Annotated in this window: 19 protein-coding genes; 10 read left to right on the top strand and 9 right to left on the bottom strand. The window is 71.6% G+C overall.

Translation table 11 applies throughout. From position 1 onward, the window contains the following. Positions 1 to 35: 35 nt before the first annotated feature. Positions 36 to 1,253 carry a 5-aminolevulinate synthase gene (gene hemA, locus E9232_RS23220; RefSeq protein WP_309797978.1) on the bottom strand — a complete coding sequence of 406 codons (1,218 nt, stop codon included), beginning with the start codon at positions 1,251 to 1,253 and terminating at the stop codon, positions 36 to 38. 312 nt (positions 1,254 to 1,565) lie between these two features. Here hemA and E9232_RS23215 point away from each other — a divergent pair, with 312 nt between their 5' ends. Continuing rightward, the gene (locus E9232_RS23215; protein ID WP_309797976.1) at positions 1,566 to 2,189 is read left to right on the top strand and encodes a TetR/AcrR family transcriptional regulator; all 624 of its coding nucleotides are present in this window, start codon (positions 1,566 to 1,568) and stop codon (positions 2,187 to 2,189) included. A 79-nt stretch (positions 2,190 to 2,268) separates the two neighbouring features. Then, positions 2,269 to 2,886 (top strand): hypothetical protein, encoded by a 618-nt coding sequence (locus E9232_RS23210; protein WP_309797974.1) that lies wholly within the window; start codon positions 2,269 to 2,271, stop codon positions 2,884 to 2,886. A gap of 149 nt (positions 2,887 to 3,035) precedes the next feature. Here E9232_RS23210 and E9232_RS23205 read toward each other — a convergent pair whose 3' ends face one another. Beyond that, positions 3,036 to 4,241, bottom strand: coding sequence for a M20 aminoacylase family protein (locus E9232_RS23205; RefSeq protein WP_309797972.1), 1,206 nt, complete (start codon positions 4,239 to 4,241; stop codon positions 3,036 to 3,038). 208 nt (positions 4,242 to 4,449) lie between these two features. On the opposite strand from E9232_RS23205, the gene E9232_RS23200 reads away from it, so the two are divergent. The 6 genes from E9232_RS23200 (at position 4,450) to E9232_RS23175 (ending at position 10,447) form a co-directional block, all read left to right on the top strand. Then, positions 4,450 to 5,373 carry a ribokinase gene (locus E9232_RS23200; RefSeq protein WP_309797969.1) on the top strand — a complete coding sequence of 308 codons (924 nt, stop codon included), beginning with the start codon at positions 4,450 to 4,452 and terminating at the stop codon, positions 5,371 to 5,373. Positions 5,374 to 5,401: 28 nt separating this feature from the next. Continuing rightward, positions 5,402 to 6,178 carry a substrate-binding domain-containing protein gene (locus E9232_RS23195; protein WP_309797967.1) on the top strand — a complete coding sequence of 259 codons (777 nt, stop codon included), beginning with the start codon at positions 5,402 to 5,404 and terminating at the stop codon, positions 6,176 to 6,178. A 111-nt stretch (positions 6,179 to 6,289) separates the two neighbouring features. Continuing rightward, a complete protein-coding gene (locus E9232_RS23190) occupies positions 6,290 to 7,363 on the top strand; it encodes an ABC transporter substrate-binding protein (protein WP_309797962.1) in 1,074 nt (357 codons plus the stop codon). A gap of 45 nt (positions 7,364 to 7,408) precedes the next feature. Then, positions 7,409 to 8,398, top strand: coding sequence for a FecCD family ABC transporter permease (locus tag E9232_RS23185; protein ID WP_309797961.1), 990 nt, complete (start codon positions 7,409 to 7,411; stop codon positions 8,396 to 8,398). Continuing rightward, on the top strand, positions 8,389 to 9,168 hold the full coding sequence (locus tag E9232_RS23180) for an ABC transporter ATP-binding protein (protein WP_309797959.1): 780 nt from the start codon (positions 8,389 to 8,391) through the stop codon (positions 9,166 to 9,168). Before E9232_RS23185 ends, E9232_RS23180 begins: the two co-directional genes overlap by 10 nt. Before the next feature lie 106 nt (positions 9,169 to 9,274). After that, positions 9,275 to 10,447 carry a M20 aminoacylase family protein gene (locus E9232_RS23175; protein ID WP_309797957.1) on the top strand — a complete coding sequence of 391 codons (1,173 nt, stop codon included), beginning with the start codon at positions 9,275 to 9,277 and terminating at the stop codon, positions 10,445 to 10,447. 45 nt (positions 10,448 to 10,492) lie between these two features. Here E9232_RS23175 and E9232_RS23170 read toward each other — a convergent pair whose 3' ends face one another. Together E9232_RS23170 and E9232_RS23165 are read right to left on the bottom strand one after the other, a co-directional pair. Then, complete coding sequence (locus tag E9232_RS23170) at positions 10,493 to 11,119, bottom strand: YqhG/Tai3 family protein (protein ID WP_309797955.1); 627 nt, start codon at positions 11,117 to 11,119, stop codon at positions 10,493 to 10,495. Further along, positions 11,119 to 12,198 carry a TAXI family TRAP transporter solute-binding subunit gene (locus E9232_RS23165; RefSeq protein ID WP_309797953.1) on the bottom strand — a complete coding sequence of 360 codons (1,080 nt, stop codon included), beginning with the start codon at positions 12,196 to 12,198 and terminating at the stop codon, positions 11,119 to 11,121. The genes E9232_RS23170 and E9232_RS23165 overlap by 1 nt, the downstream gene beginning before the upstream one ends. A 214-nt stretch (positions 12,199 to 12,412) precedes the next feature. On the opposite strand from E9232_RS23165, the gene E9232_RS23160 reads away from it, so the two are divergent. Both E9232_RS23160 and E9232_RS23155 read left to right on the top strand, forming a co-directional pair. Continuing rightward, complete coding sequence (locus tag E9232_RS23160; protein ID WP_309797951.1) at positions 12,413 to 13,126, top strand: VWA domain-containing protein; 714 nt, start codon at positions 12,413 to 12,415, stop codon at positions 13,124 to 13,126. A gap of 9 nt (positions 13,127 to 13,135) precedes the next feature. Beyond that, positions 13,136 to 13,861: a J domain-containing protein gene (locus E9232_RS23155; RefSeq protein WP_309797948.1), complete on the top strand. Its 726-nt coding sequence runs from the start codon at positions 13,136 to 13,138 to the stop codon at positions 13,859 to 13,861. Positions 13,862 to 13,886: 25 nt separating this feature from the next. On the opposite strand, the gene E9232_RS23150 is transcribed toward E9232_RS23155, so the two are convergent. The 5 genes from E9232_RS23150 to E9232_RS23130 all read right to left on the bottom strand — a co-directional run bounded on the left by E9232_RS23150 (position 13,887) and on the right by E9232_RS23130 (position 19,119). Further along, the gene (locus E9232_RS23150; RefSeq protein ID WP_309797946.1) at positions 13,887 to 15,338 is read right to left on the bottom strand and encodes a DHA2 family efflux MFS transporter permease subunit; all 1,452 of its coding nucleotides are present in this window, start codon (positions 15,336 to 15,338) and stop codon (positions 13,887 to 13,889) included. A gap of 290 nt (positions 15,339 to 15,628) precedes the next feature. Continuing rightward, positions 15,629 to 17,122: a carboxypeptidase M32 gene (locus E9232_RS23145; protein WP_309797944.1), complete on the bottom strand. Its 1,494-nt coding sequence runs from the start codon at positions 17,120 to 17,122 to the stop codon at positions 15,629 to 15,631. Between the two features lie 2 nt (positions 17,123 to 17,124). Beyond that, positions 17,125 to 17,847: an SURF1 family protein gene (locus tag E9232_RS23140; protein WP_309797941.1), complete on the bottom strand. Its 723-nt coding sequence runs from the start codon at positions 17,845 to 17,847 to the stop codon at positions 17,125 to 17,127. Positions 17,848 to 17,866: 19 nt separating this feature from the next. Continuing rightward, positions 17,867 to 18,148: a DUF983 domain-containing protein gene (locus E9232_RS23135; protein WP_309797940.1), complete on the bottom strand. Its 282-nt coding sequence runs from the start codon at positions 18,146 to 18,148 to the stop codon at positions 17,867 to 17,869. A gap of 89 nt (positions 18,149 to 18,237) precedes the next feature. Further along, a complete protein-coding gene (locus tag E9232_RS23130; protein WP_309797937.1) occupies positions 18,238 to 19,119 on the bottom strand; it encodes a cytochrome c oxidase subunit 3 in 882 nt (293 codons plus the stop codon). Positions 19,120 to 19,159 lie beyond the last annotated feature (40 nt).

Genomic DNA, 19,159 nt, shown 5'->3' with positions numbered 1-19,159 from the left:
GCGATGAAGCGCGGTGCCTCACCGACGCAAACCTTTCAGGCCGCGGCGGCGGCCGGGATGGCAAGGGTGGACCAGACGTCGCGCAGCGCCTCGACCAGCCGGGCCATCTGCAGATCGTCATGCAGCGGCGTCGGGGTGATGCGCAGCCGCTCCGCCCCGCGCGGCACGGTCGGGTAGTTGATCGGCTGGACGTAGATGCGGTGCCGCTCCAGCAGCAGGTCGCTGGCCGCCTTGCACAGTCGGGCGTCGCCGACGAAAACCGGCACGATGTGGCTGGCCGACGGCATCACCGGCAGGCCGGCGGCGTGCAGCTGGCGCTTCAGCGTCGCCGCCCGTTCCTGGTGCCGCTCGCGCTCGGCGCCGCTGGCCTTGAGGTGGCGGATCGCGGCCAGCGCCCCGGCGGCGACGACCGGCGGCAGCGAGGTGGTGAAGATGAAGCCGGGGGCGTGGCTGCGCAGCGCGTCGACCAGCATGGCCGAGCCGGCGACGTAGCCGCCCATCACGCCGAAGGCCTTGCCCAGCGTGCCCTCGATCACGGTCAGCCGGCGGGTCAGGCCGTCGCGCTCGGCGATGCCGCCGCCGCGCGGGCCGTACATGCCGACGGCATGGACCTCGTCGAGATAGGTCATGGCGCCGTGCCGGTCGGCGACGTCGCAGATCGCGGCGATCGGCGAGATGTCGCCATCCATCGAATAGACGCTCTCGAACGCCACCAGCTTCGGCCGGTTCGCCGGGTATTCCGACATCAGCCGGTCGAGGTCGGCCGGGTCGTTGTGGCGGAAGATCCGCTTCTCGCAGCCGGAATGGCGGATGCCGGCGATCATCGAGGCGTGGTTCAGCGCGTCGGAGAACACGACGCAGTTCGGCAGCAGCTTCGCCAGGGTCGACAGCGAGGCGTCGTTGGAGACGAAGCCCGAGGTGAACAGCAGCGCCGCTTCCTTGCCGTGCAGGTCGGCCAGCTCGGCCTCGAGCGCGTGGTGGTAGATATGGGTGCCGGAGATGTTGCGGGTGCCGCCGGCGCCGGCGCCGCAACGGTCCAGCGCCTCATGCATCGCCGCCAGCACCGCCGGGTGCTGCCCCATGCCGAGATAGTCGTTCGAGCACCACACGGTGACGTCGGGCGAACCCTCGATGCCGTGATGGGCGGCGCGCGGGAAGGCCCCGGCGTGGCGTTCGAGTTCGGCGAAGATGCGGTAGCGGCCTTCGGCCTTCAGCGTCTCGATCGCCGTCTGGAAAATGCTCTCGTAGTCCATTCCACCGTCTCGCCGAGCCGCGGGCAAGGTTCTGAGCACGCACCCAGTGTAACGCATCTGTCGCGCCTGCGTGAAATGGCACCATAGTCGAACTGGGGCAGGACGCGAGACTGGCGGCGTCTCGGGCGGCGATCCGCCGCACGCCGCCGCGGCGGTCCGGCGGCGGCCAGATGGTTACGGCCGTAGCCCGCTTCCCACTAGGGAAGGTTTGTTGGATATGCGACGAAAGCGAGGCCCGAAGGATTTGGTGTCCGCAGGCGTCGTACGGCATGATCCCCTGGCGTGGGGGGCAACGGATTTGGTTTGCCCGGTATGAGTGAGCAGGACGAGATTCCGCGGGCGGCGGCCACCCCGCGCGGCCGCCGCAAGCGCGAGGCCATCCTGGCGGCGGGGCTGAAGGTCTTCATGGCCGAGGGCTATGCCGCCAGCATGGACCGGGTGGCGGCCGGGGCCGGCGTCGCCAAGCAGACCCTCTACAGCCATTTCGGCAGCAAGGAGGGGCTGCTCCGCGCCGTCTCCGACCGCTTCAAGCACGACACGCTGCGCGGGCTGGACCCGGCCGGCGACCTGGGGGCCGAGCTGCTGGCCTTCGGCGACCACATGATGCGCAAGCTGTTCGACCCCGAGACCCTGGGCATCCAGCGGCTGATGATCGCCCAGGCCGACGCCTTCCCCGACCTGGCGCGGATCGTCTACGCCGCCGGCCCCGGGCGGGTGCGCGAGGCGCTGGTGGAATTCATGCGGTCGAAGGTGGAGCAGGGCGAACTGCGCCCGGTCGATCCGGACGAGGCGGCGGAGGATTTCGTCGCCCTGCTGCAGGGCGGCCGGCGGCAACGCTACCTCTTCGGAATCGAGCGGGCGCCGGATGCCGGCGAGATCCGGCGGATGGCGCAGCGCGCCGTGGCGGTGTTCCGCCGAGCCTATACAGTGTCGTAAGCCGCGGTCCGGACCCTTGTTTCGCCGCAATTGCCCCTTACTTCCGGGAGGCGAAGGGGCACCGACGAAGGGAAAGCAGATGGCGAAGTTCCGCTATTGGGGCATGTCGGTTCTGCTCAGCCTGGGCCAGGCCGACCTTGCCGTGGCCAGCGAGCGGCCGCCCTACGGCGACGCGCTGGCGGCCTATCTCGGCTCCGCCGTGGCCGCCAATGACGACGGCCCGGCCGGCGCGCCACTCTATCTCTACCGCCCCGACAGCTTCCACCGCGTCACCTTCATCGGCCACGCCGTGCCCGATGCCGGGCCGCTGTGGCGCGGCGTCGCCATCGACGGCATCTGGCAGACGGTCGCCAGCCCGGACGACCTGGCCCCGCTGCTGCTGCCCGACACCGGCTGGGATGCGGCCGACGCGCTGACCCGCGAGGCCATCGCCTTGCGCTGGGTCGAGGAGATCGTGATGGGCGGCGAGGTGCTGCGCAGCGGCGGCGACATGGTGCCGCCGGCGCCTGACGGCGCCATCCACCCCGCGGCCGCCCGCACCCTGGACGACGGCAGCATCGAGGTCAGCGGCTGGGTGTCGCATCTCAGCGTCACCGGCGAGATCGCCGACCCCTTCACCGTCCGCCTCCGCCCCGACGGCACCATCGGCAGCGACTTCTCGCGGATGACCGAGGTTTCCGACACGACCAAGGCCTGAGGGCGGCGCCTGGCCGCCTCTCAGCCCTCCTCCGTCATTGCGAGGAGGCGAAGCCGACGAAGCAATCCATGGTGCCGGTACTGGCTGCCCGATGGATTGCTTCGCTACGCTCGCAATGACGATGAAAGGGGCGGGAAAGGCCCCGCCCTTTACCCCTCCACCCCCAGCTCATGGCCGACCAGGCTGACCCAGTAGGTCGCGCCGAGGGCGATGATCGCGTCGTTGAAGTCGTAGTGCGGGGTGTGAACGTAGTGGTAGCTGCCGTCCGGCTCGACCCCGTTGCCGATCAGGATGAAGGCGCCGGGCCGCTGCTGCAGCATGAAGGAGAAATCCTCCGCCCCGGTCAGGCGCGGGATGTCGGTCGCCACCTTGTCGGCGCCGACGATGCCCGCGGCCACGCCGGCGGCGATCGCGGTCTGCTCCGGATGGTTGATCAGCGGCGGATAGCGGCGGTGATAATGGACCTCGGCGGTGCAGCCATAGGTGGCGGCCAGCCCCTCGGCGGTCTCGCGCAGCCGGCGCTCCAGCGTGTCGCGCACCGCGGGCGAATAGCTGCGCGCCGTGCCCGACACCACCACCTCGGGCGGGATGATGTTGGGCGACCCGGCGGCGCCGGCGGCGATGTGGCCGACGCTGATCACCGCCGGCTCCACCGACGGCACGTTGCGGCCGACGATGGCCTGGGCCGCCAGGATGAAATGCGCCAGCACCACGGTCGGGTCGGTGGCGAGGTGGGGGGCGGAGCCGCCATGCCCGCCGGTGCCGCCGAAGCTGACGGTCCAGGTGTCGGCCGCCGCCATCATCGCGCCCGGGCGGATGCCGAATTCGCCGACCGGCCGGCCGGGATTGTTGTGCATGCCGTAGACCGCGTCGGCCGGGAAGCGGTCGAACAGCCCTTCCTCGACCATCAGCTGGCCGCCGCCCAGCCCCTCCTCGGCGGGTTGGAAGACGAAGTGCACGGTGCCGGCGAAGTCCCGGTTCTCCGAGAGGTAGCGGGCCGCGCCCAGCAGCATGGTGGTGTGGCCGTCATGGCCGCAGGCATGCATCTTGCCGGGCACGGTCGAGCTGTGCGCCGCGCCGGTCTTCTCGTCGATGAACAGCGCGTCCATGTCGGCGCGCAGCGCCACCGCGCGCTGGCCCGGCCGGTCGCCCTTCAGCGTGCCGACCACGCCGGTCTTGGCGATGCCCTCATGGGTCTCGATGCCCCAGCCGCGCAGCGTCTTCGCCACCAGCGCCGCGGTGCGCACCTCCTCGAAACCGGTTTCGGGATGGGCGTGGATGTCATGGCGGATGGCGACCAGATCGGCCTCATAGGCCTTGATCGCGTCCAGCACGGTCTTCGGGTCGGCGGTCACTCGCGTGCCTCTCTGTCTGGTCGTCTGGTTCGGGGCCGCGACGCGTCGGGGCGGCGGGCCGGGCGCCAGCTTTGCAGGTTTTCTGTCCTGCGCCCAGGTGTCGCGGCGCGGCCGCCCGACAGGATCGTCCGGCCGGTCGCCACCCCGCCGGTTGCCTTCCGCCCCGCGACGCGCCAGGATCGCCCGCTTCGGTGGGAGGACCCTTCGCGTGATCCTGGATTTCGGCTCGATCAACATGGACCTGGTGATGGTGGTGGCGGCGCTGCCGCGGCCGGGTGAAACCGTGCTGTGCGACGGCTACGTCACCAAGCCGGGCGGCAAGGGCTCGAACCAGGCGGTGGCCGCGGCGCGGGCGGGGGCCCGGGTCGCCATGGCCGGCGCGGTCGGCGACGACGGCTTCGGCCAGGTGATGCGCGCCACCCTGGCGAAGGACGGCATCGACACCTCCCTGATCGCGACCAGCGAGCGCCCCACCGGCGTCGCCTATATCTGCGTCGACGCCGCGGCCGAGAACTTCATCGCGGTCGGCAGCGGCGCCAACCTCGCGGTCCGCGCCGACCAGGTGCCGGACGACCGGTTGACTCCGGACACCCTGCTGGTGCTGCAGATGGAGCTGCCGCCGGAGGAGAACTGGGCGCTGCTGAAGCGCGCCCGGGTGCGGGGCTGCCGCGCCATCCTCAACGTCGCCCCGGCCGCGCCGGTGCCGGAATCGGCGCTGCGCGACCTCGACCTGCTGGTGGTGAACGAGCATGAGGCGCTGTCGATCGCCGGCACGCTCGGCCTCGACATTTCGACGCCGCAGGCCGCCGCCGCCGCGCTCAGCCACACGCTGGACCTGACCTGCGTCGTCACCCTCGGCGGCGCCGGGGCGATCGCAGTGGGGCGCGAGGCCGACTTCGCGGTGCCGGCCCTGCCGATCCAGCCGGTCGACACCACCGGCGCCGGCGACACCTTCACCGGGGTGCTGGCCGCCGGCCTCGATGCCGGGCTGCCGCTCGACCAGGCGATGCGCCGGGCCAGCGTCGGTGCGGCGCTGGCCTGCCTCGCCCTCGGCGCGCAGGAAAGCATGCCGACCGCCGCCGCCATCGACGCCGCGCTGCCGCGGCTGGGGCCGAACACGCCGATCGGCTGAGCGGCGCACCCGCAGGAGCCTTCGCCCGATGACCAGCCCCGCCGCCCCGGACCGCATCAGCGTCTATGCCGCCGGCAGCCTGCGGGTCGCTCTGCCGGCCCTGACCGCCGCCTTCACCGCAGCGACCGGGACCGCGGTCGCGGTGCGGCACGGCCCGGCCGGGCTGCTGCGCGAGCGGATCGAGGCCGGGGACCGGCCCGACCTGTTCCTGTCGGCCGATCTCGGCCACCCCGCCCGCCTCGCCGAAGCCGGCCTGTCCGGCCCGCCGGTGCTGTTCGCCCGCAACGCCATGGTGGCGGTGGCCCATCGCCGGGCGGGCGCGACCACCGCCAATCTGCTGGAGCGCATGCTCGACCCCGCCATCGGCATCGGCACCTCGACGCCGCTGAAGGACCCGTCCGGCGACTATGCCTGGGCGATCTTCCGCCGGGCGGAGGCGCTGCGGCCCGGGGCCTTCGCCCGGCTCGACGTCAAGGCGAAGACGCTGGTCGGCGGGACCGAACCGCCGCCAGGCGCTGCTGTTTCCGCGCCCTACAGCCCGGTGGCCCGGGCGCTGGAGGACGGCACGGTCGACCTGTTCCTCGGCTATGCCAGCGGCCTCGGGTCGCTCGCCGCCGGCCACGCCGATCTCGACCTGGTCGAGCTGCCGGCCGGGCTGGCCGTCGGCCCCGAATACGGCCTGTCCCTGCTGAACGATGGCCGCCCGGCAGCCGCCCGCTTCGCGCTGTTCCTGCTGTCGCTGGACGGGCAGGCGCTGCTGCGGCAATCCGGCTTCCGGCCCGTCGCCCTGTCCGAAGAGCGCTGAGTCCTGCCGGGGGTGGCGGGCCCCGTTGCCGGCCTGCCGCGATCGCTATATACGGTCACATATATCGCGAATCCCCCAACCGCCGACCGTGATCGAAAAGGGTTCGAGGGCATGCCGACATCATTGCATCGTGGCCTGATCGGCGCGCTGGCGCTGCTCTGCGCCGGCTGGCTGCTGGCGGCGGCGCCGGCCGCGACGGCGGCGGAGACCCGCACGGTCACCGACCAGCTGAGCCGGACCGTCACCGTCCCGGCCGACATCCAGCGCATCGTCGTGCTGCAGCACCAGACCCTGGACATCCTGGTCGAACTCGGCGCCGCGGACAAAATCGTCGGCGTGCTGCGCAGCTGGCCCAGCCTGATCCCGGGCCTGGACAAATACGCGCCGCAGCTGGTCGGGCTGCCGACGCCGGGCGACCTGTCGACCGCCAATGTCGAGGAGCTGCTGCGGCTGAAGCCGGACGTGGTGTTCGTCACCAACTACGCCCCGGCGGCGATGATCGACCAGATCGCCAAGGCCGGCGTCCCGGTCGTCGCCATCTCGCTGTCCCAGGGCGAGGGGGTCGAGGCGCCGAAGCTGAACCCGACCTTCGCCGATGACGACGTGGCCTATGCCGAGGGGCTGAAGGCCGGAGTCAAGCTGATCGGCGCCATCGTCGGCAAGTCCGAGCGCGCCGACCAGCTGCTGGACTACGCCTTCAGCCGGCGCGCGATGGTGCAGCAGCGTGTCGCCGATCTGCCGCAGGCCGACCGCGTCCGCCTGTACATGGCCAACCCGGACCTCAGCACCTACGGCTCGGGCAAGTACACCGGCGTGATCATGGCGCGGTCGGGCGGCGTCAACGTCGCCGCCGGCGTCCGCGGCGCCACCAAGGTGTCGATGGAGGACATCCTGGCCTGGGACCCGCAGGTGATCTTCGTCCAGGACCGCTACGCCCCGGTGGCCGACCAGATCCGCCAGGGCAGCGCCTGGCAGCATGTCGACGCGGTGAAGGCCGGCCGCATCTACATCACCCCGGAATATGTGAAGCCCTGGGGCTATCCGCTGCCCGAGGCGCTGGCGCTGGGCGAGCTGTGGATGGCCAAGACGCTGTACCCCGACCGCTTCGCCGACATCGACATGCAGGCCGAGGCGACCGCCTATTACCAGCGCTTCTACGGCCAGCCCTACACCGGCCCGAACTAGGCCGTGGCCTCTGAGGTGCCTCGATCGCGGCCACTGGCCGGGCTGATGACGGTCGCGCTGGTCGCGCTGCCGGTCGCCCTGTTCCTGCTGTCCTTCCTGCTCGGCCGCTATCCGGTGCCGCCGCTGACGGTGATCAGGGTGATCGCCGCCCAGATCCTGCCGATCGCCCAGGACTGGCCGGCCGTGGTCGGGTCGGTGGTGCTCGACGTCCGGCTGCCGCGGGTCATCGCCGCCATGGTGGTCGGCGGCGGGCTGGCGATGTCCGGCGCCTGCTACCAGGGGGTGTTCCGCAACCCGCTGGTGTCGCCCTTCACCCTCGGCGTGTCCTCCGGCGCCGGCTTCGGCGCGGCGGTCGCCATCCTGCTGTTCCAGCAGCGCTATGCGGTGCAGCTCTCGGCCTTCGTGTTCGGCCTGGTCGCCGTTGGCCTGTGCTTCTTCATGAGCCGGCTGTACCGGCTGGGGTCGACCCTGATCCTGGTGCTGGCCGGCGTCATCGTCGGGTCGCTGTTCACCGCGCTGCTGTCGCTGCTGAAATACGTCGCCGACCCCAATTCCAAGCTGCCGGTGATCGAATTCTGGCTGCTCGGGTCGCTGTCCTCGGTGTCGATGGCGGATGTCGTCGTCGTCCTCGCCGTCACCGTGCCGTCCGCCGCCGTGCTGCTGCTGCTGCGCTGGCGCATCAGCATTCTGGCGATGGGCGACGAACAGGCCCGCATCCTCGGGGTCGAGGCCGGGCGCCTGCGGCTGGTGGTGGTGCTGTTCGCCACCCTGATCGCCGCCTCGACCGTCTCGATCAGCGGCATCATCGGCTGGGTCGGGCTGGTGATCCCGCATCTCGCCCGCATGGTGGTCGGGCCGGATTTCCGCCGCCTGCTGCCAGCCACCCTGTCGCTCGGCGCCTGCTACCTCCTGGTGATCGACGACCTCGCCCGGGTGATGACCAGCGCCGAGGTGCCCTTGGGCATCCTCACCGCCCTGGTCGGGGCGCCGGTGTTCATGCTGCTGCTGCGGCGCGGGTCGTTCGGATGGGCGTGATCCTGGCGGCCGAGGGCCTCGGCTTCGCCTATCCCGGGCGTCCGCGTCCGGTGTTCGGCGATGTCGGGCTCGACATCTCGGATGGCGAGATCCTGTGCGTCCTCGGGCCCAACGGCATCGGCAAATCGACTTTGCTGCGCTGCCTGGCCGGGCTGGCGCCGCCCTCGGCCGGGATCGTCCACGTCGCCGGGCGGCCGATCGCCGAACTCGGGCGGGCCGAGATCGCCCGGCAGCTGGCGCTGGTGCCGCAGAGCCACCAGACGGTGTTCGCCTTCCCGGTCCGCACCGTGGTCGAGATGGGGCGGGCGCCGCATCTCGGCTGGTTCGGCAGCCCGGGGCCGGAGGATGCCGAGCGCGCGGTCGAGGCGCTGCGAACGCTGGGCATCGCCCATCTCGCCGATGCGCCCTACACCGAGATCAGCGGCGGCGAGCAGCAGCTGGTGCAGATCGCCCGGGTGCTGGCGCAGGCGCCGCGGCTGATGATCCTGGACGAACCCACCGCCCATCTCGACTTCGCCAACCAGGCCCGCTTCCTGGCCCTGGTGCGGCGGCTGGCCAGGCAGGGGCTCGGCATCATCTTCACCACCCATGCGCCCGACCACGCCTATGCCCTGGCCGACCGCACCCTGGTGCTGTCGCCGCGCCACCCGCCGCTCCTGGGCGAGACCCGGGCGGTGCTGACCGCGGAGCGCCTGTCCGAGACCTATGGCGTGCCGATCCGGCTGATCCGCGAGGGCGGGCACATCGCCTGCGTCGCCGAGGTCGAGTGAGGCCGGCCCCGATCATCCGTACTTTGCCCACGCCGGGTTGCCCCGGCGCCGCGGACGGCCCAGTATCGGGGTTTCCCTTCCAGCCAGCGCAAGAAGAGTTCGACCTATGCCCGTCATCAATTCGATCGCCGCCCGCAAGGAGGAGATGACCGCCTGGCGCCGCGACATCCACGCCCATCCGGAGCTCGGCTTCGAGGAGGTGCGGACCTCGAACCTGGTGGCGGAAAAGCTCGCCTCCTGGGGCATCGAGGTGCATCGCGGCCTGGCCAAGACCGGCGTGGTCGGCGTGCTCAAGGGCCGCACCGACGGCGGCCGCACCATCGGCCTGCGCGCCGACATGGACTGCCTGCCGATGGACGAGCTCAACGACTTCGCCCACAAATCGACCGTGCCCGGCAAGATGCATGCCTGCGGCCATGACGGCCACACCACCATGCTGCTCGGCGCCGCCCAGTACCTGGCGGAGACGCGGAACTTCGACGGCACCGTGCACTTCATCTTCCAGCCGGCCGAGGAGGGCGGCGGCGGCGGCGAGGTGATGGTCAAGGAAGGCCTGTTCGACCGCTTCCCCTGCGACGAGGTCTACGGCCTGCACAACTGGCCGCTGCTGCCGACCGGCACGGTGGGGGTGCGGCCCGGCCCGATGATGGCGGCGGCCGACATGTTCGACATCAGGATCCGCGGTGTCGGCGGCCATGCCGCGATCCCGCAGACCGCCAAGGACCCGGTGGTGATCGCGGCCCAGCTGGTCGGCGCGCTGCAGACCCTGCTCAGCCGCAACGTCAACCCGATGGATTCGGCGGTGCTGTCGATCACCCAGATCCACACCGGCACCACCCACAACGTGATCCCGGACGAGGCCTATCTGAACGGCACGGTGCGGACCTTCCGGCCCGAGGTGCAGGAGATGATGGTCGCCGGCATCCGGCGGATCGCCGACGGCATCGCCGCCGCCTTCGGCGTGTCGATCGAGGTCGACTACCAGTACGGCTATCCGGCGACGGTGAACCATGCCGAGCAGGCCGAGACCATGGCGCAGGTGGCGGAGAAGGTGGTCGGCGCCGGCAATGTCCAGCGCGACGTCGAACCGTCGCTGGGCGGCGAGGACTTCGCCTATCTCCTGAACGCCCGGCCGGGCGCCTATCTGTTCCTGGGCCAGGCGCGCGTGGCGGGGGACACGATGGTCCACAACCCGCATTACGACTTCAACGACGAGGTCCTGCCCCTCGGCGCCTCGCTGCTGGCGACCCTGGTCGAGGACCAGCTGAAGGCGGGCTGACGGGCGTAGGTCGGGTTCGCCAGGCGCGAACCCAACCTACGCGCGCTATTGTTTCGGCTTGAAGCCCCAGGGCTTCAGCGCCGGGTCGGCGTTTGGCAGCACGATCCGGTCGACCTTCCAATGCCCGCTCGGCAGCCGCACCAGCTGCAGCTCGAGCGTCGCCGGGGTGCCGCCGGTTTCGGCGGTTACGGTGACGGCGTCGCCCGAGCCCGCCGATTTGCCGGCCTTCGCCACCAGGCCGATGCTGAAGGGCAGGGCGTCGAATCCCTCCGCCGAGCGCATGATGTTGTCGAACACCAGGTTGGGGTCGTTCATCAGCTCCGCCCAGTCCGCGCCGTTCGGGCCGTAGGCCGACACCTTCATCACCGCATCGGCCTGCTTCGGCAGCAGCGTCCTGAAGCTGAAGGTCCGGGCGATCTGGTTCAGCCAGCCCTGCTGCGCCATCGGTGACAGCACCACATTGGCGGTGGCGTAGTCGCGCCGCGCCCAGGCCGCCAGGAAGGCCTGCGCCGCGGCCTCGGCCGTGCCGAGGTCGATCGCCTCGTAATAGGTGCGGGCGCCGTTGGCGTAGATCGAGCCGGGCGTCGCCGGCTGCGCCGCCGCCGGTCCGGCGCAGGCGAGCAGCGCGGCGAGGACGGCGGCGAGCGGTCTCCCGCCCGGGCGCTGCGGCATCACTGCACCCGGTCCGCCGGCAGGGTGACGCCATGCGCGGCCCAGGCGGCGGCTGCGCCGCGATGGAACGGCAGGGCACGGTTGGTCAGCGGGTCGAGCGCCGGGACCGGATCGAAGCCGGCGGCCTCGGCCAGCGGCCCGGCCTCGCCGATCGCGATCTCGGTGGCGCGGCGGGCGACGTCCTCGGGCAGGGCATCGGTCGCGACCAGCCAGGTCCACATGCCGGCGCTGGGCGGCAGGGCCTGCGGCGCGGCGGCCACGGGGGCCGGCGCCGGGGCGGCCGGATCGGCAGCCGCCGGATCCACGGCCGGGGCCTCGACCGGTGCGACCGGTGCGACCGGTGCGACCGGCGCGGGCGGCGGCAGCGGCACCGGCGCCGCGGCGACGCCGGGGATGGCTTCGGCCAGCTTCGCAACGTCCGGCGCGCTCAGGCCGATCGTCACCGCCGCCAGCTCCGGCGGCAGCACGAAGGGGTCGAGCCCGGTGACGGCGACGGCGTCGATCTTGTCGGCGGCCAGCTGCTTGGCGGTCTCGGACAGCGGCATGCGCCGCAGCTTGGCGGTGATGCCCAGCGCCGTCAGCATCGGCTCGGTCATGGCGTCGTCGGTCGCCAGCGCCACACGCTTGCCGGCCAGGCCGGCGGCGTCGGCGATGCCGCGGGCGGCCGGGGCCACGAAGCGCAGCACCGCGGCCGGGGCCACCGGCGCCAGGGCGCGGAGATGGTCGAACTTCAGGCCCGGCGCCATCGGGCTCCTGCCCGCCCAGGCGGCGGTGCCGACGTCGAGCGAGACCAGGCCGATGGCGACCCGGCCGCTCTGCAGCAGCGCGCTGTTCGGCAGCGCCCCGCCGGTGGCGGCCTGGGCCGCCGCCGTGCCGGCCTCGGCCTTCAGCCGCTCCACGAAGGCGGTGCCCCAGCGGCCCAGCGGCGAGTTGATCGGCGCGGTGGCGACGATGACCTCCGGCGCGACCGGGGCGGCGGGCGCCGCGGTCTGGGCCTGCGCGCCCGGGCCGGCGGCCAGGCCGAGCAGGAGGAGGGCGGCGGCCAGGCCGGGCGAAAGGGTGGCGCGCGGAAGGGGCATCATCGGTCCGGGACAGTGGCGACGGGTCCGAGGCTAGCGGTCGGCCGCACTTTGCGCCAGAAGCCACGTCCGGAACGGCGTGATCCAAGATCCGTTCCCCGGCGCGGCGCCGCCACGCCGACGCCGAATCCCACCCGCACCGGCCGGATCGTGACCGTTCCCGATTGGATTTCACTCCGCCGGTCCCCATCATATCGGGGATGGGATCGAACACATGACAGGGCCCGACCAGAAGCTGCCGGCCGGCCAGGGCCGGGCGGAGATCGACGCCTTCCTGCGCAAGGTCGCGGCGACCCCGGCGCGACGCGAGGGCGAACGCCGCGGCCGGCTGATCTTCGCGCTCGACGCGACGCAGAGCCGCGAGGCCGCCTGGGACCGCGCCTGCCGGCTGCAGGGCGAGATGTTCGTCGAGACCGCCGCCCTGGGCGGGCTCGACCTCCAGCTCGTCTTCTACCGCGGCTTCAGCGAGTGCAAATCCACCGGCTGGGTCTCGGACACGGCGGAGCTGGCGCGGCTGATGGGCAAGGTGCGCTGCCGCGCCGGCGAGACCCAACTCGGCCGGGTGCTGATCCATGCCGAGGCGGAGGCGGGGCGCGGCAAGGTCGACGCCCTGGTCTTCGTCGGCGACGCCTTCGAGGAATCGCTCGACCGGATCTGCGCCCTGGCCGGCAAGCTTGCCCTGCGCGGCGTGCCGGCCTTCCTGTTCCATGAGGGGCACGACCCGCTGGCGGCGCGCGCCTTCCGCGAGATCGCGCGGCTGACCCGCGGCGCCTATTGCCCGTTCGACGCGTCCAGCCCCGGCCAGCTGCGCGACCTGCTGGCGGCGGTCGCGGTCTACGCCGCCGGCGGCCGCGCGGCGCTGGAGGATCTCGGCCGGCGCCGCGGTGCCGGGGTGACGGCGCTGATCGGCCGGATGGGCGGAGGCTGAGCGGCGGCCGTGCTCCAACTCCTCATCCTGGTCCTGGCGCTCGGCCTGGGCGTGCCGCTGGTGCTGCGCTGGTTCGCCAGCACCGAACCGCGCCAGGTGCTGCGCGGCGCCCGCTGGGGCGGCGTGCTGCTGCTGGCGGCGCTGGGGCTGTTCCTGGTGCTGACCGGCCGGCTGGCCGGCGTCTTCGCCGTGCTCGGCGCGGTCCTGCTGTGGCTGATGCGGCTGTCGCCGGTCCTGATCCGGATGGCACCCTGGGCGGTGCGCTGGCATCAGTCGCGCCGCGGCGCCACCGGCCCGGCGCCGGGCGGCGCCTCGGGGCTGAAGACGCGCAGTCTGGACATGCAGCTCGACCACGCCACCGGCGCGATGGACGGCTATGTCCTGCGCCCGGGCGCGCTGCAGGGCCGCAGCCTGGCGTCGCTGCCGCTGCCGGCGCTGCTGCGCCTGCTGGCGGAATGCCGCGCCGACGACGCCGATTCGGCGCGGGTGCTGGAAACCTATCTCGACCGCCGCTTCGGCCAGGACTGGGCGAAGCAGGACCCGGCCGCGGGCCGCGGCGGCCGGATGTCGGAGGCCGAGGCCCATGCCCTGCTGGGCCTCGCCGCCGGGGCCACGCCCGCGGCGGTCAAGGCGGCCCATCGCCGGCTGATGAAGCGGCACCATCCCGACCATGGCGGTACGGCGGAGATGGCCGCCAAACTCAACGCCGCGCGGGACCGGCTGCTGGGGGATTGAGGGGCCTGAGCCGCTCCCTCCGCCCTCACTCCCCGGGCTGGACTCGGGCCGAACCCTGGCTTGCGGGCGGCGGGACCGGGGCGATGGCGTGGCCGGAAACCTCGGCGCCGGCATCCGGGGCCAGGCGCATGAACATCAGCACCGAGGACAGCGACAGCAGGCCGACCACGGCGAAGGCCCAGGTGAAGTCCGCCGCCACCAGAGTTCCGCCGCCGCGCAGCATCAGGGTCAGGTTCAGCAGCACTGCACCACCGGCCACGCCCAGGCTGGCCGACAGCTGCTGCGCCGTGCTGCTGAAGCTCGACGCCCGGCTCATGCGCTGCGGCGCGATGTCGGCGAAGGCCAGGGTGTTCAGGCTGGTGAACTGCAGCGACCTGAAATAGCCGCCGACCAGCAGCAGCCCCAGGATCAGCAGATGCGGCGTGTCCTGCCGGAACAGCGCATAGCTCATCAGGAAGAGCGAACTGATCACCGCGTTCCACACCAGCACCGGGCGGAAGCCGAAATGGCGGATGATCCGGGTCGCGGTCATCTTCATCAGCAGGGCGCCGGCGGCGCTGATGAAGGTCAGCATGCCCGATTCGAATGGGGTCATGCCGAAGCCCAGCTGCAGCATCAGCGGCAGCAGGAACGGGATGGCGCCGATGCCGACTCGGAAGATGGTGCCGCCGACCACCGAGATGCGGAAGGTGCGGATGTGCAGCAGCGTCAGGTCCAGGATCGGCGCCGGCGCCCGGTGGGCGTGCCTGACATAGAGGACCAGCGAGGCGATGCCGACGGCGAACAGCCCGGCGGTGACCGGCAGCGGCAGGATCGATCGGCCCAGCGACTCGAAGGCGAAGACCATGCAGGCCAGGGCGACGCCGGTCATCAGCAGGCCGCGGCCGTCGAACGGCGTCCGCTCGGTCTCGCGGACGTCGTCGATGAACAGCGTCACCAGGATCACGCCGATGATGCCGATCGGCACGTTGATGAAGAAGATCAGGCGCCAGGAGCTGTAGGTGGTGATGAAGCCGCCCAGCGGCGGGCCCAGCACCGGGCCCAGCAAGGCCGGGGTGGTCAGGTAGGCCATCGCCCGCACCAGTTCGGACTTCGACACGCTGCGCAGCAGCACCAGCCGGCCGACCGGCACCATCATGGCGCCGCCGAGGCCCTGGATGACGCGGGCGCCGACCAGCTCGACCGTCGAATTCGACAGGCCGCACAGGATCGAGCCCAGGGTGAACACCACGATCGCGGCGCGGAACACGTTCTTGGCGCCGAAGCGGTCGGCGACCCAGCCGCTGGCCGGGATGAACACGGCGAGGCTGAGCAGATAGGAGGTGATGGCGAGGCTGAGATGCAGCGGATCGGTGCCGAAGGACTTGGCGATATCCGGCAGCGACGTCCCGATCACGGTCGAGTCGAGATTTTCCATGAACAGCGCGCAGGCGATGATCAGCGGGATCAGCACCTGGCGCGGAAGGCGGGTCGTCAATGTCTGCGGCCGCAGCGGCGCGGCCCCCCTGGCAGCGGAGGTTCCGGTTCTGACTCGTCCGGTGAGCCTGAATCCTGCGCGCCGATTTCACATTGGAGGCATGCAAGTTTCAGGCGTCAGGCTCCCGGGCTGTGGCCGGGGCTTGGTCGGATGCCCCTCCGCCTTCCTTCACTGTCATCCTCGGGCTTGACCCGAGGATCCAGGGGCCACCGAGAGCGGCTCCTGGCCGCCCCTGGATTGCCCGGTCAAGCCGGGCAATGACAGAACAAGAGGGGGCCTTGGCCCTCTCTCTACCCCTCGCCGCCGTAGCGCCGGCGCAGATGGGCCTTGAACACCGCGGCGTCGAGCGGCCGGCCGGTGGCGCGGGTCAGCAGCTCGTCGGTCTGCCACAGCGACCCCTGGCCGTGGATGTTGGCCCGCAGCCAGCCGACCAGCGGGGCGAAGTCGCCGCGGCCGATCGACGGCAGGATCTCCGGCTCGGCCCGGCAGGCGGCGTCGAACACCTGCGCCGCGGTCATGGCGCCCAGCGTGTAGGTCGGGAAATAGCCCCAGCCGCCGCTCGGCCAGTGAATGTCCTGCAGGCAGCCCAGCCGGTCGTCCGGCGGCGCCACCCCGAGCAGCGCGCGCATCTGCTCGTTCCAGGCCCCGGGCAGGTCGGCCAGGGCCAGGTCGCCGGCGATCATCGCCTTCTCCAGCCGGTAGCGCAGGATGACATGGGCGGGATAGGTCACCTCGTCGGCATCGACGCGGATGAAGCCGCGCTCGACCCTTGTGTAGTGGCGCCACAGCGACTCGGCCTCCCAGGCCGGGCCGGTCCCGCCGAAGGCCGACCGCATCCGCGGCGCGGCGAAGGTGATGAACTCGCGGCTGCGGCAGGCCTGCATCTCCATCAGCAGGGACTGGCTCTCATGCAGGCTCATGCCGCGGGCCTGGCCGACCGGCTGGGTCATCCAGGCCTGCGGCCGGCCCTGCTCGTACAGCGCATGGCCGGTCTCGTGCAGCACGCCCATCAGGGCGCGGGTGAAGTCCGCCTCGTCGTAGCGGGTGGTGATGCGCACGTCGTTGTCGGCGCCGCCGCAGAACGGGTGGGTCGAGACGTCCAGCCGGCCGCGCTCGAAGTCGTAGCCCAGCACGCCCATCATCTCGACGCCCAGCGCCCGCTGCGACTCGACCGGGAAGGGGCCTGCCGGCCGCGCCACCGCCGGGCGCCGTGCCTGGGCCGCCAGCACCTCCTCGGTGAAGCCGGGCAGGAAGGCGGCGAGGTCGTCGAACAGCCCGTCGATCCGCTCCGACCGGCCGCCGGGCTCGTAATCGTTCAGCAGCGCGTCATAGGGCGACAGGCCCAGCGCCTCGCCCTTGGCCCGGCCGATCTCGCGCTGCAGGGCCAGCACCTCCTGCAGCTGCGGCAGCAGGGCGGCGAAATCCGAATCGGCGCGGGCCTGGCGCCAGGCCATCTCGCAGGCCGAGGTCGCCTTGCTCGAGGCCTCGACCAGGTCGGCCGGCAGCACCGTCTGCACCGTCCATAGCCGCCGGATCTCGCGCAGGTTGGCGCGCTCCCAGTCGCCCAGCGCGTTGTCGGCCTCGGCCTCGGGCAGCCAGTCGCCCAGCCGCGGGTCGGTCATCATGCCGTGGCGCAGCACCTGCAGCAGCGCCAGGCTCTCGGCCCGGGTGCCGGCGGCGCCCTTGGGCATCATCGTGGCGTTGTCCCAGTCCAGGATGCCGATGGCGTTGGACAGGGCCGCGATGCGGCCGAAATGGGCGGAGATGTCGGAATAGGCGGTCATCCCTAGGACTCCTTCCGGGCGGCGCGGCCGCGCCGCAGATGATGCAGCAGGTAGATCGCGATCAGGATGGCGGCGAAGCTGAACCAGGTGATCGCGTATTGCAGGTGGTCGTTCGGCAGCTCGACGATGGTCTGCCCGCCGATCGGCGGGCGGGTCTGGTCGGGTCCGGGCGTCAGCTCCACCACCACCGGCGCCGCCCCGGCCAGCCCGGCCGCGGCGGCCATGGCCGGCAGGTCGACCCAGAACCACTCATTGGTCGCGGCGTTGTTGGCGGGCTGCATCCAGCCCTGCGGCAGCGGCCGGCGGGCGACGCCCTCGACCGTCACCGGGCCTGGGGGCGGCGGGTCGTAGGCAGCGGGCTTGCCGTCGGCGCCCAGCGGCACCCAGCCACGGTTGACCATCACCGCCGGGCCGCCGTCGTCGCGGATCAGGGGGCTGACCACCTGGATGCCGGCACTGCCGTCATGCACCCGGGCCAGCAGCCGGAATTCATGCGCCGGGTCGAAGCGGCCGGTCACGGTGACGTGGCGGTAGTCGAAGGCGGGGTCGTAGATCTCGGCCGGCAGCGGTGCCGGGGTTGCCGCCAGGCCGTGCTCGATCCGCTCGATCAGGTCGGTCTTCCACACCCGGCGCTCGAGCTGCCAGATGCCGAGGCCGATCAGCAGGGCGAGGGCGGGGATCAGGAAGACGGTCGGCCAGAACTCCGGCCGCAACCGGGACGTCATCCGCGCTGTCATCCGCGCCTCAATTGCCGATGCTGCGGTGCCGGTATTGCAACGCCACGATATAAGCCTTGGCCGGCCGCAGCAGCAGGGCGGCGAGGCCGATGATGTAGGCGGCGCCGATCAGGATCGGGACGCCATCCGGCAGGCTGGTGGCGAAGCTGAGCCAAAGGGTCAGCGGCACCGCCGTGAAGCCGAGGATGAAGATCAGGAAGACCGCCGGGCCATCGCCCGAATCAATGGCGGAGAGGTCGAGGTCGCAGACGGTGCAGCGGTCGGCGACGGTCAGGAGGCCCTTGAACAAGGGCCCCTTGCCGCAGCGCGGGCATTTGCAGCCCAGCGCCGCGGCGAGGGGTGAGACCGGAGGAAATGGCACTACCGGTTAGCTATGGTTCAGTGCACCGCGGCGGCGCCGCCATGGCCGCCCCACCAGTAGATGGCGACGAACAGGAACAGCCAGACCGCGTCGACGAAGTGCCAGTACCAGGCAGCCGCCTCGAAGCCGAAATGGCTGTCCTTGGTGAAGTCGCCCCGGCTGGTGCGGAACCAGCACACCGCCAGGAAAATGGTGCCGACCAGCACGTGGAAGCCGTGGAACCCGGTCGCCATGTAGAAGGTCGAGGCGAAGACGCCGTCGGTGAAGCCGAACTCGGAGTGGGTGTATTCCCACAGCTGGATGCAGGTGAAGATGGCGCCCAGCAGCACGGTGATCCCGAGCGCCTTGGCCGCCTCCTTCATGTTCCCCTCGACCATCTCGTGATGGGCCCAGGTGACGGTGCAGCCCGACAGCAGCAGCACCATGGTCATCAGGAACGGGAAGTGGAACGGGTCGACCGGGGTGATGCCCTTCGGCGGCCAGACGCCGCCGGTGGCGGCGACCCGGGCGTATTGCGCGGCCTCGCCGACGAACAGGCTGGAGTCGAAGAACGCCCAGAAGAAGGCGACGAAGAACATCACCTCCGAGGCGATGAACAGCATCATGCCGTAGCGCAGGCCGATCTTCACCACCGGGGAGTGCAGCTTGCGGAAGGTCGCTTCCTTGATGATGTCGCGGAACCAGCCGAACATCACCGCCAGCACGCCGAGGAAGCCGGCGATCAGCAGCCACGGCCAATTCTCATGCATGTACACGACGCCGCCGATCGCCATGCAGCCCGCGGCGAGCGAGCCGAGCAGCGGCCACGGGCTGGGTTCGACCAGGTGGTACGGGTGCGGGACCGCGTTCAGTTCGTAATGCGTCTCGTGCCCGTCGGCATGGACGTTGGTGGTGCTCATCCTGGTGCCCTCTCGGTCTCGCGTCCGATGTTCATTCTGG

The organism is Inquilinus ginsengisoli (genome assembly GCF_031453975.1).
Taxonomy (GTDB): Bacteria; Pseudomonadota; Alphaproteobacteria; order DSM-16000; family Inquilinaceae; genus Inquilinus; species Inquilinus ginsengisoli_A.
The sequence above is the reverse complement of the archived record's forward strand: the minus strand, read 5'-3'. Positions and strand labels throughout refer to the sequence as shown.

What these genes read in the sequence shown, in the direction of transcription:
- hemA (WP_309797978.1), bottom strand. Translation starts at nt 1,253, where the DNA reads ATGGACTACGAGAGCATTTTCCAGACGGCGATCGAGACGCTGAAGGCC.
- E9232_RS23215 (WP_309797976.1), top strand. Translation starts at nt 1,566, where the DNA reads ATGAGTGAGCAGGACGAGATTCCGCGGGCGGCGGCCACCCCGCGCGGC.
- E9232_RS23210 (WP_309797974.1), top strand. Translation starts at nt 2,269, where the DNA reads ATGGCGAAGTTCCGCTATTGGGGCATGTCGGTTCTGCTCAGCCTGGGC.
- E9232_RS23195 (WP_309797967.1), top strand. Translation starts at nt 5,402, where the DNA reads ATGACCAGCCCCGCCGCCCCGGACCGCATCAGCGTCTATGCCGCCGGC.
- E9232_RS23190 (WP_309797962.1), top strand. Translation starts at nt 6,290, where the DNA reads ATGCCGACATCATTGCATCGTGGCCTGATCGGCGCGCTGGCGCTGCTC.
- E9232_RS23185 (WP_309797961.1), top strand. Translation starts at nt 7,409, where the DNA reads ATGACGGTCGCGCTGGTCGCGCTGCCGGTCGCCCTGTTCCTGCTGTCC.
- E9232_RS23180 (WP_309797959.1), top strand. Translation starts at nt 8,389, where the DNA reads ATGGGCGTGATCCTGGCGGCCGAGGGCCTCGGCTTCGCCTATCCCGGG.
- E9232_RS23175 (WP_309797957.1), top strand. Translation starts at nt 9,275, where the DNA reads ATGCCCGTCATCAATTCGATCGCCGCCCGCAAGGAGGAGATGACCGCC.
- E9232_RS23170 (WP_309797955.1), bottom strand. Translation starts at nt 11,119, where the DNA reads ATGCCGCAGCGCCCGGGCGGGAGACCGCTCGCCGCCGTCCTCGCCGCG.
- E9232_RS23165 (WP_309797953.1), bottom strand. Translation starts at nt 12,198, where the DNA reads ATGCCCCTTCCGCGCGCCACCCTTTCGCCCGGCCTGGCCGCCGCCCTC.
- E9232_RS23160 (WP_309797951.1), top strand. Translation starts at nt 12,413, where the DNA reads ATGACAGGGCCCGACCAGAAGCTGCCGGCCGGCCAGGGCCGGGCGGAG.
- E9232_RS23145 (WP_309797944.1), bottom strand. Translation starts at nt 17,122, where the DNA reads ATGACCGCCTATTCCGACATCTCCGCCCATTTCGGCCGCATCGCGGCC.
- E9232_RS23140 (WP_309797941.1), bottom strand. Translation starts at nt 17,847, where the DNA reads ATGACGTCCCGGTTGCGGCCGGAGTTCTGGCCGACCGTCTTCCTGATC.
- E9232_RS23130 (WP_309797937.1), bottom strand. Translation starts at nt 19,119, where the DNA reads ATGAGCACCACCAACGTCCATGCCGACGGGCACGAGACGCATTACGAA.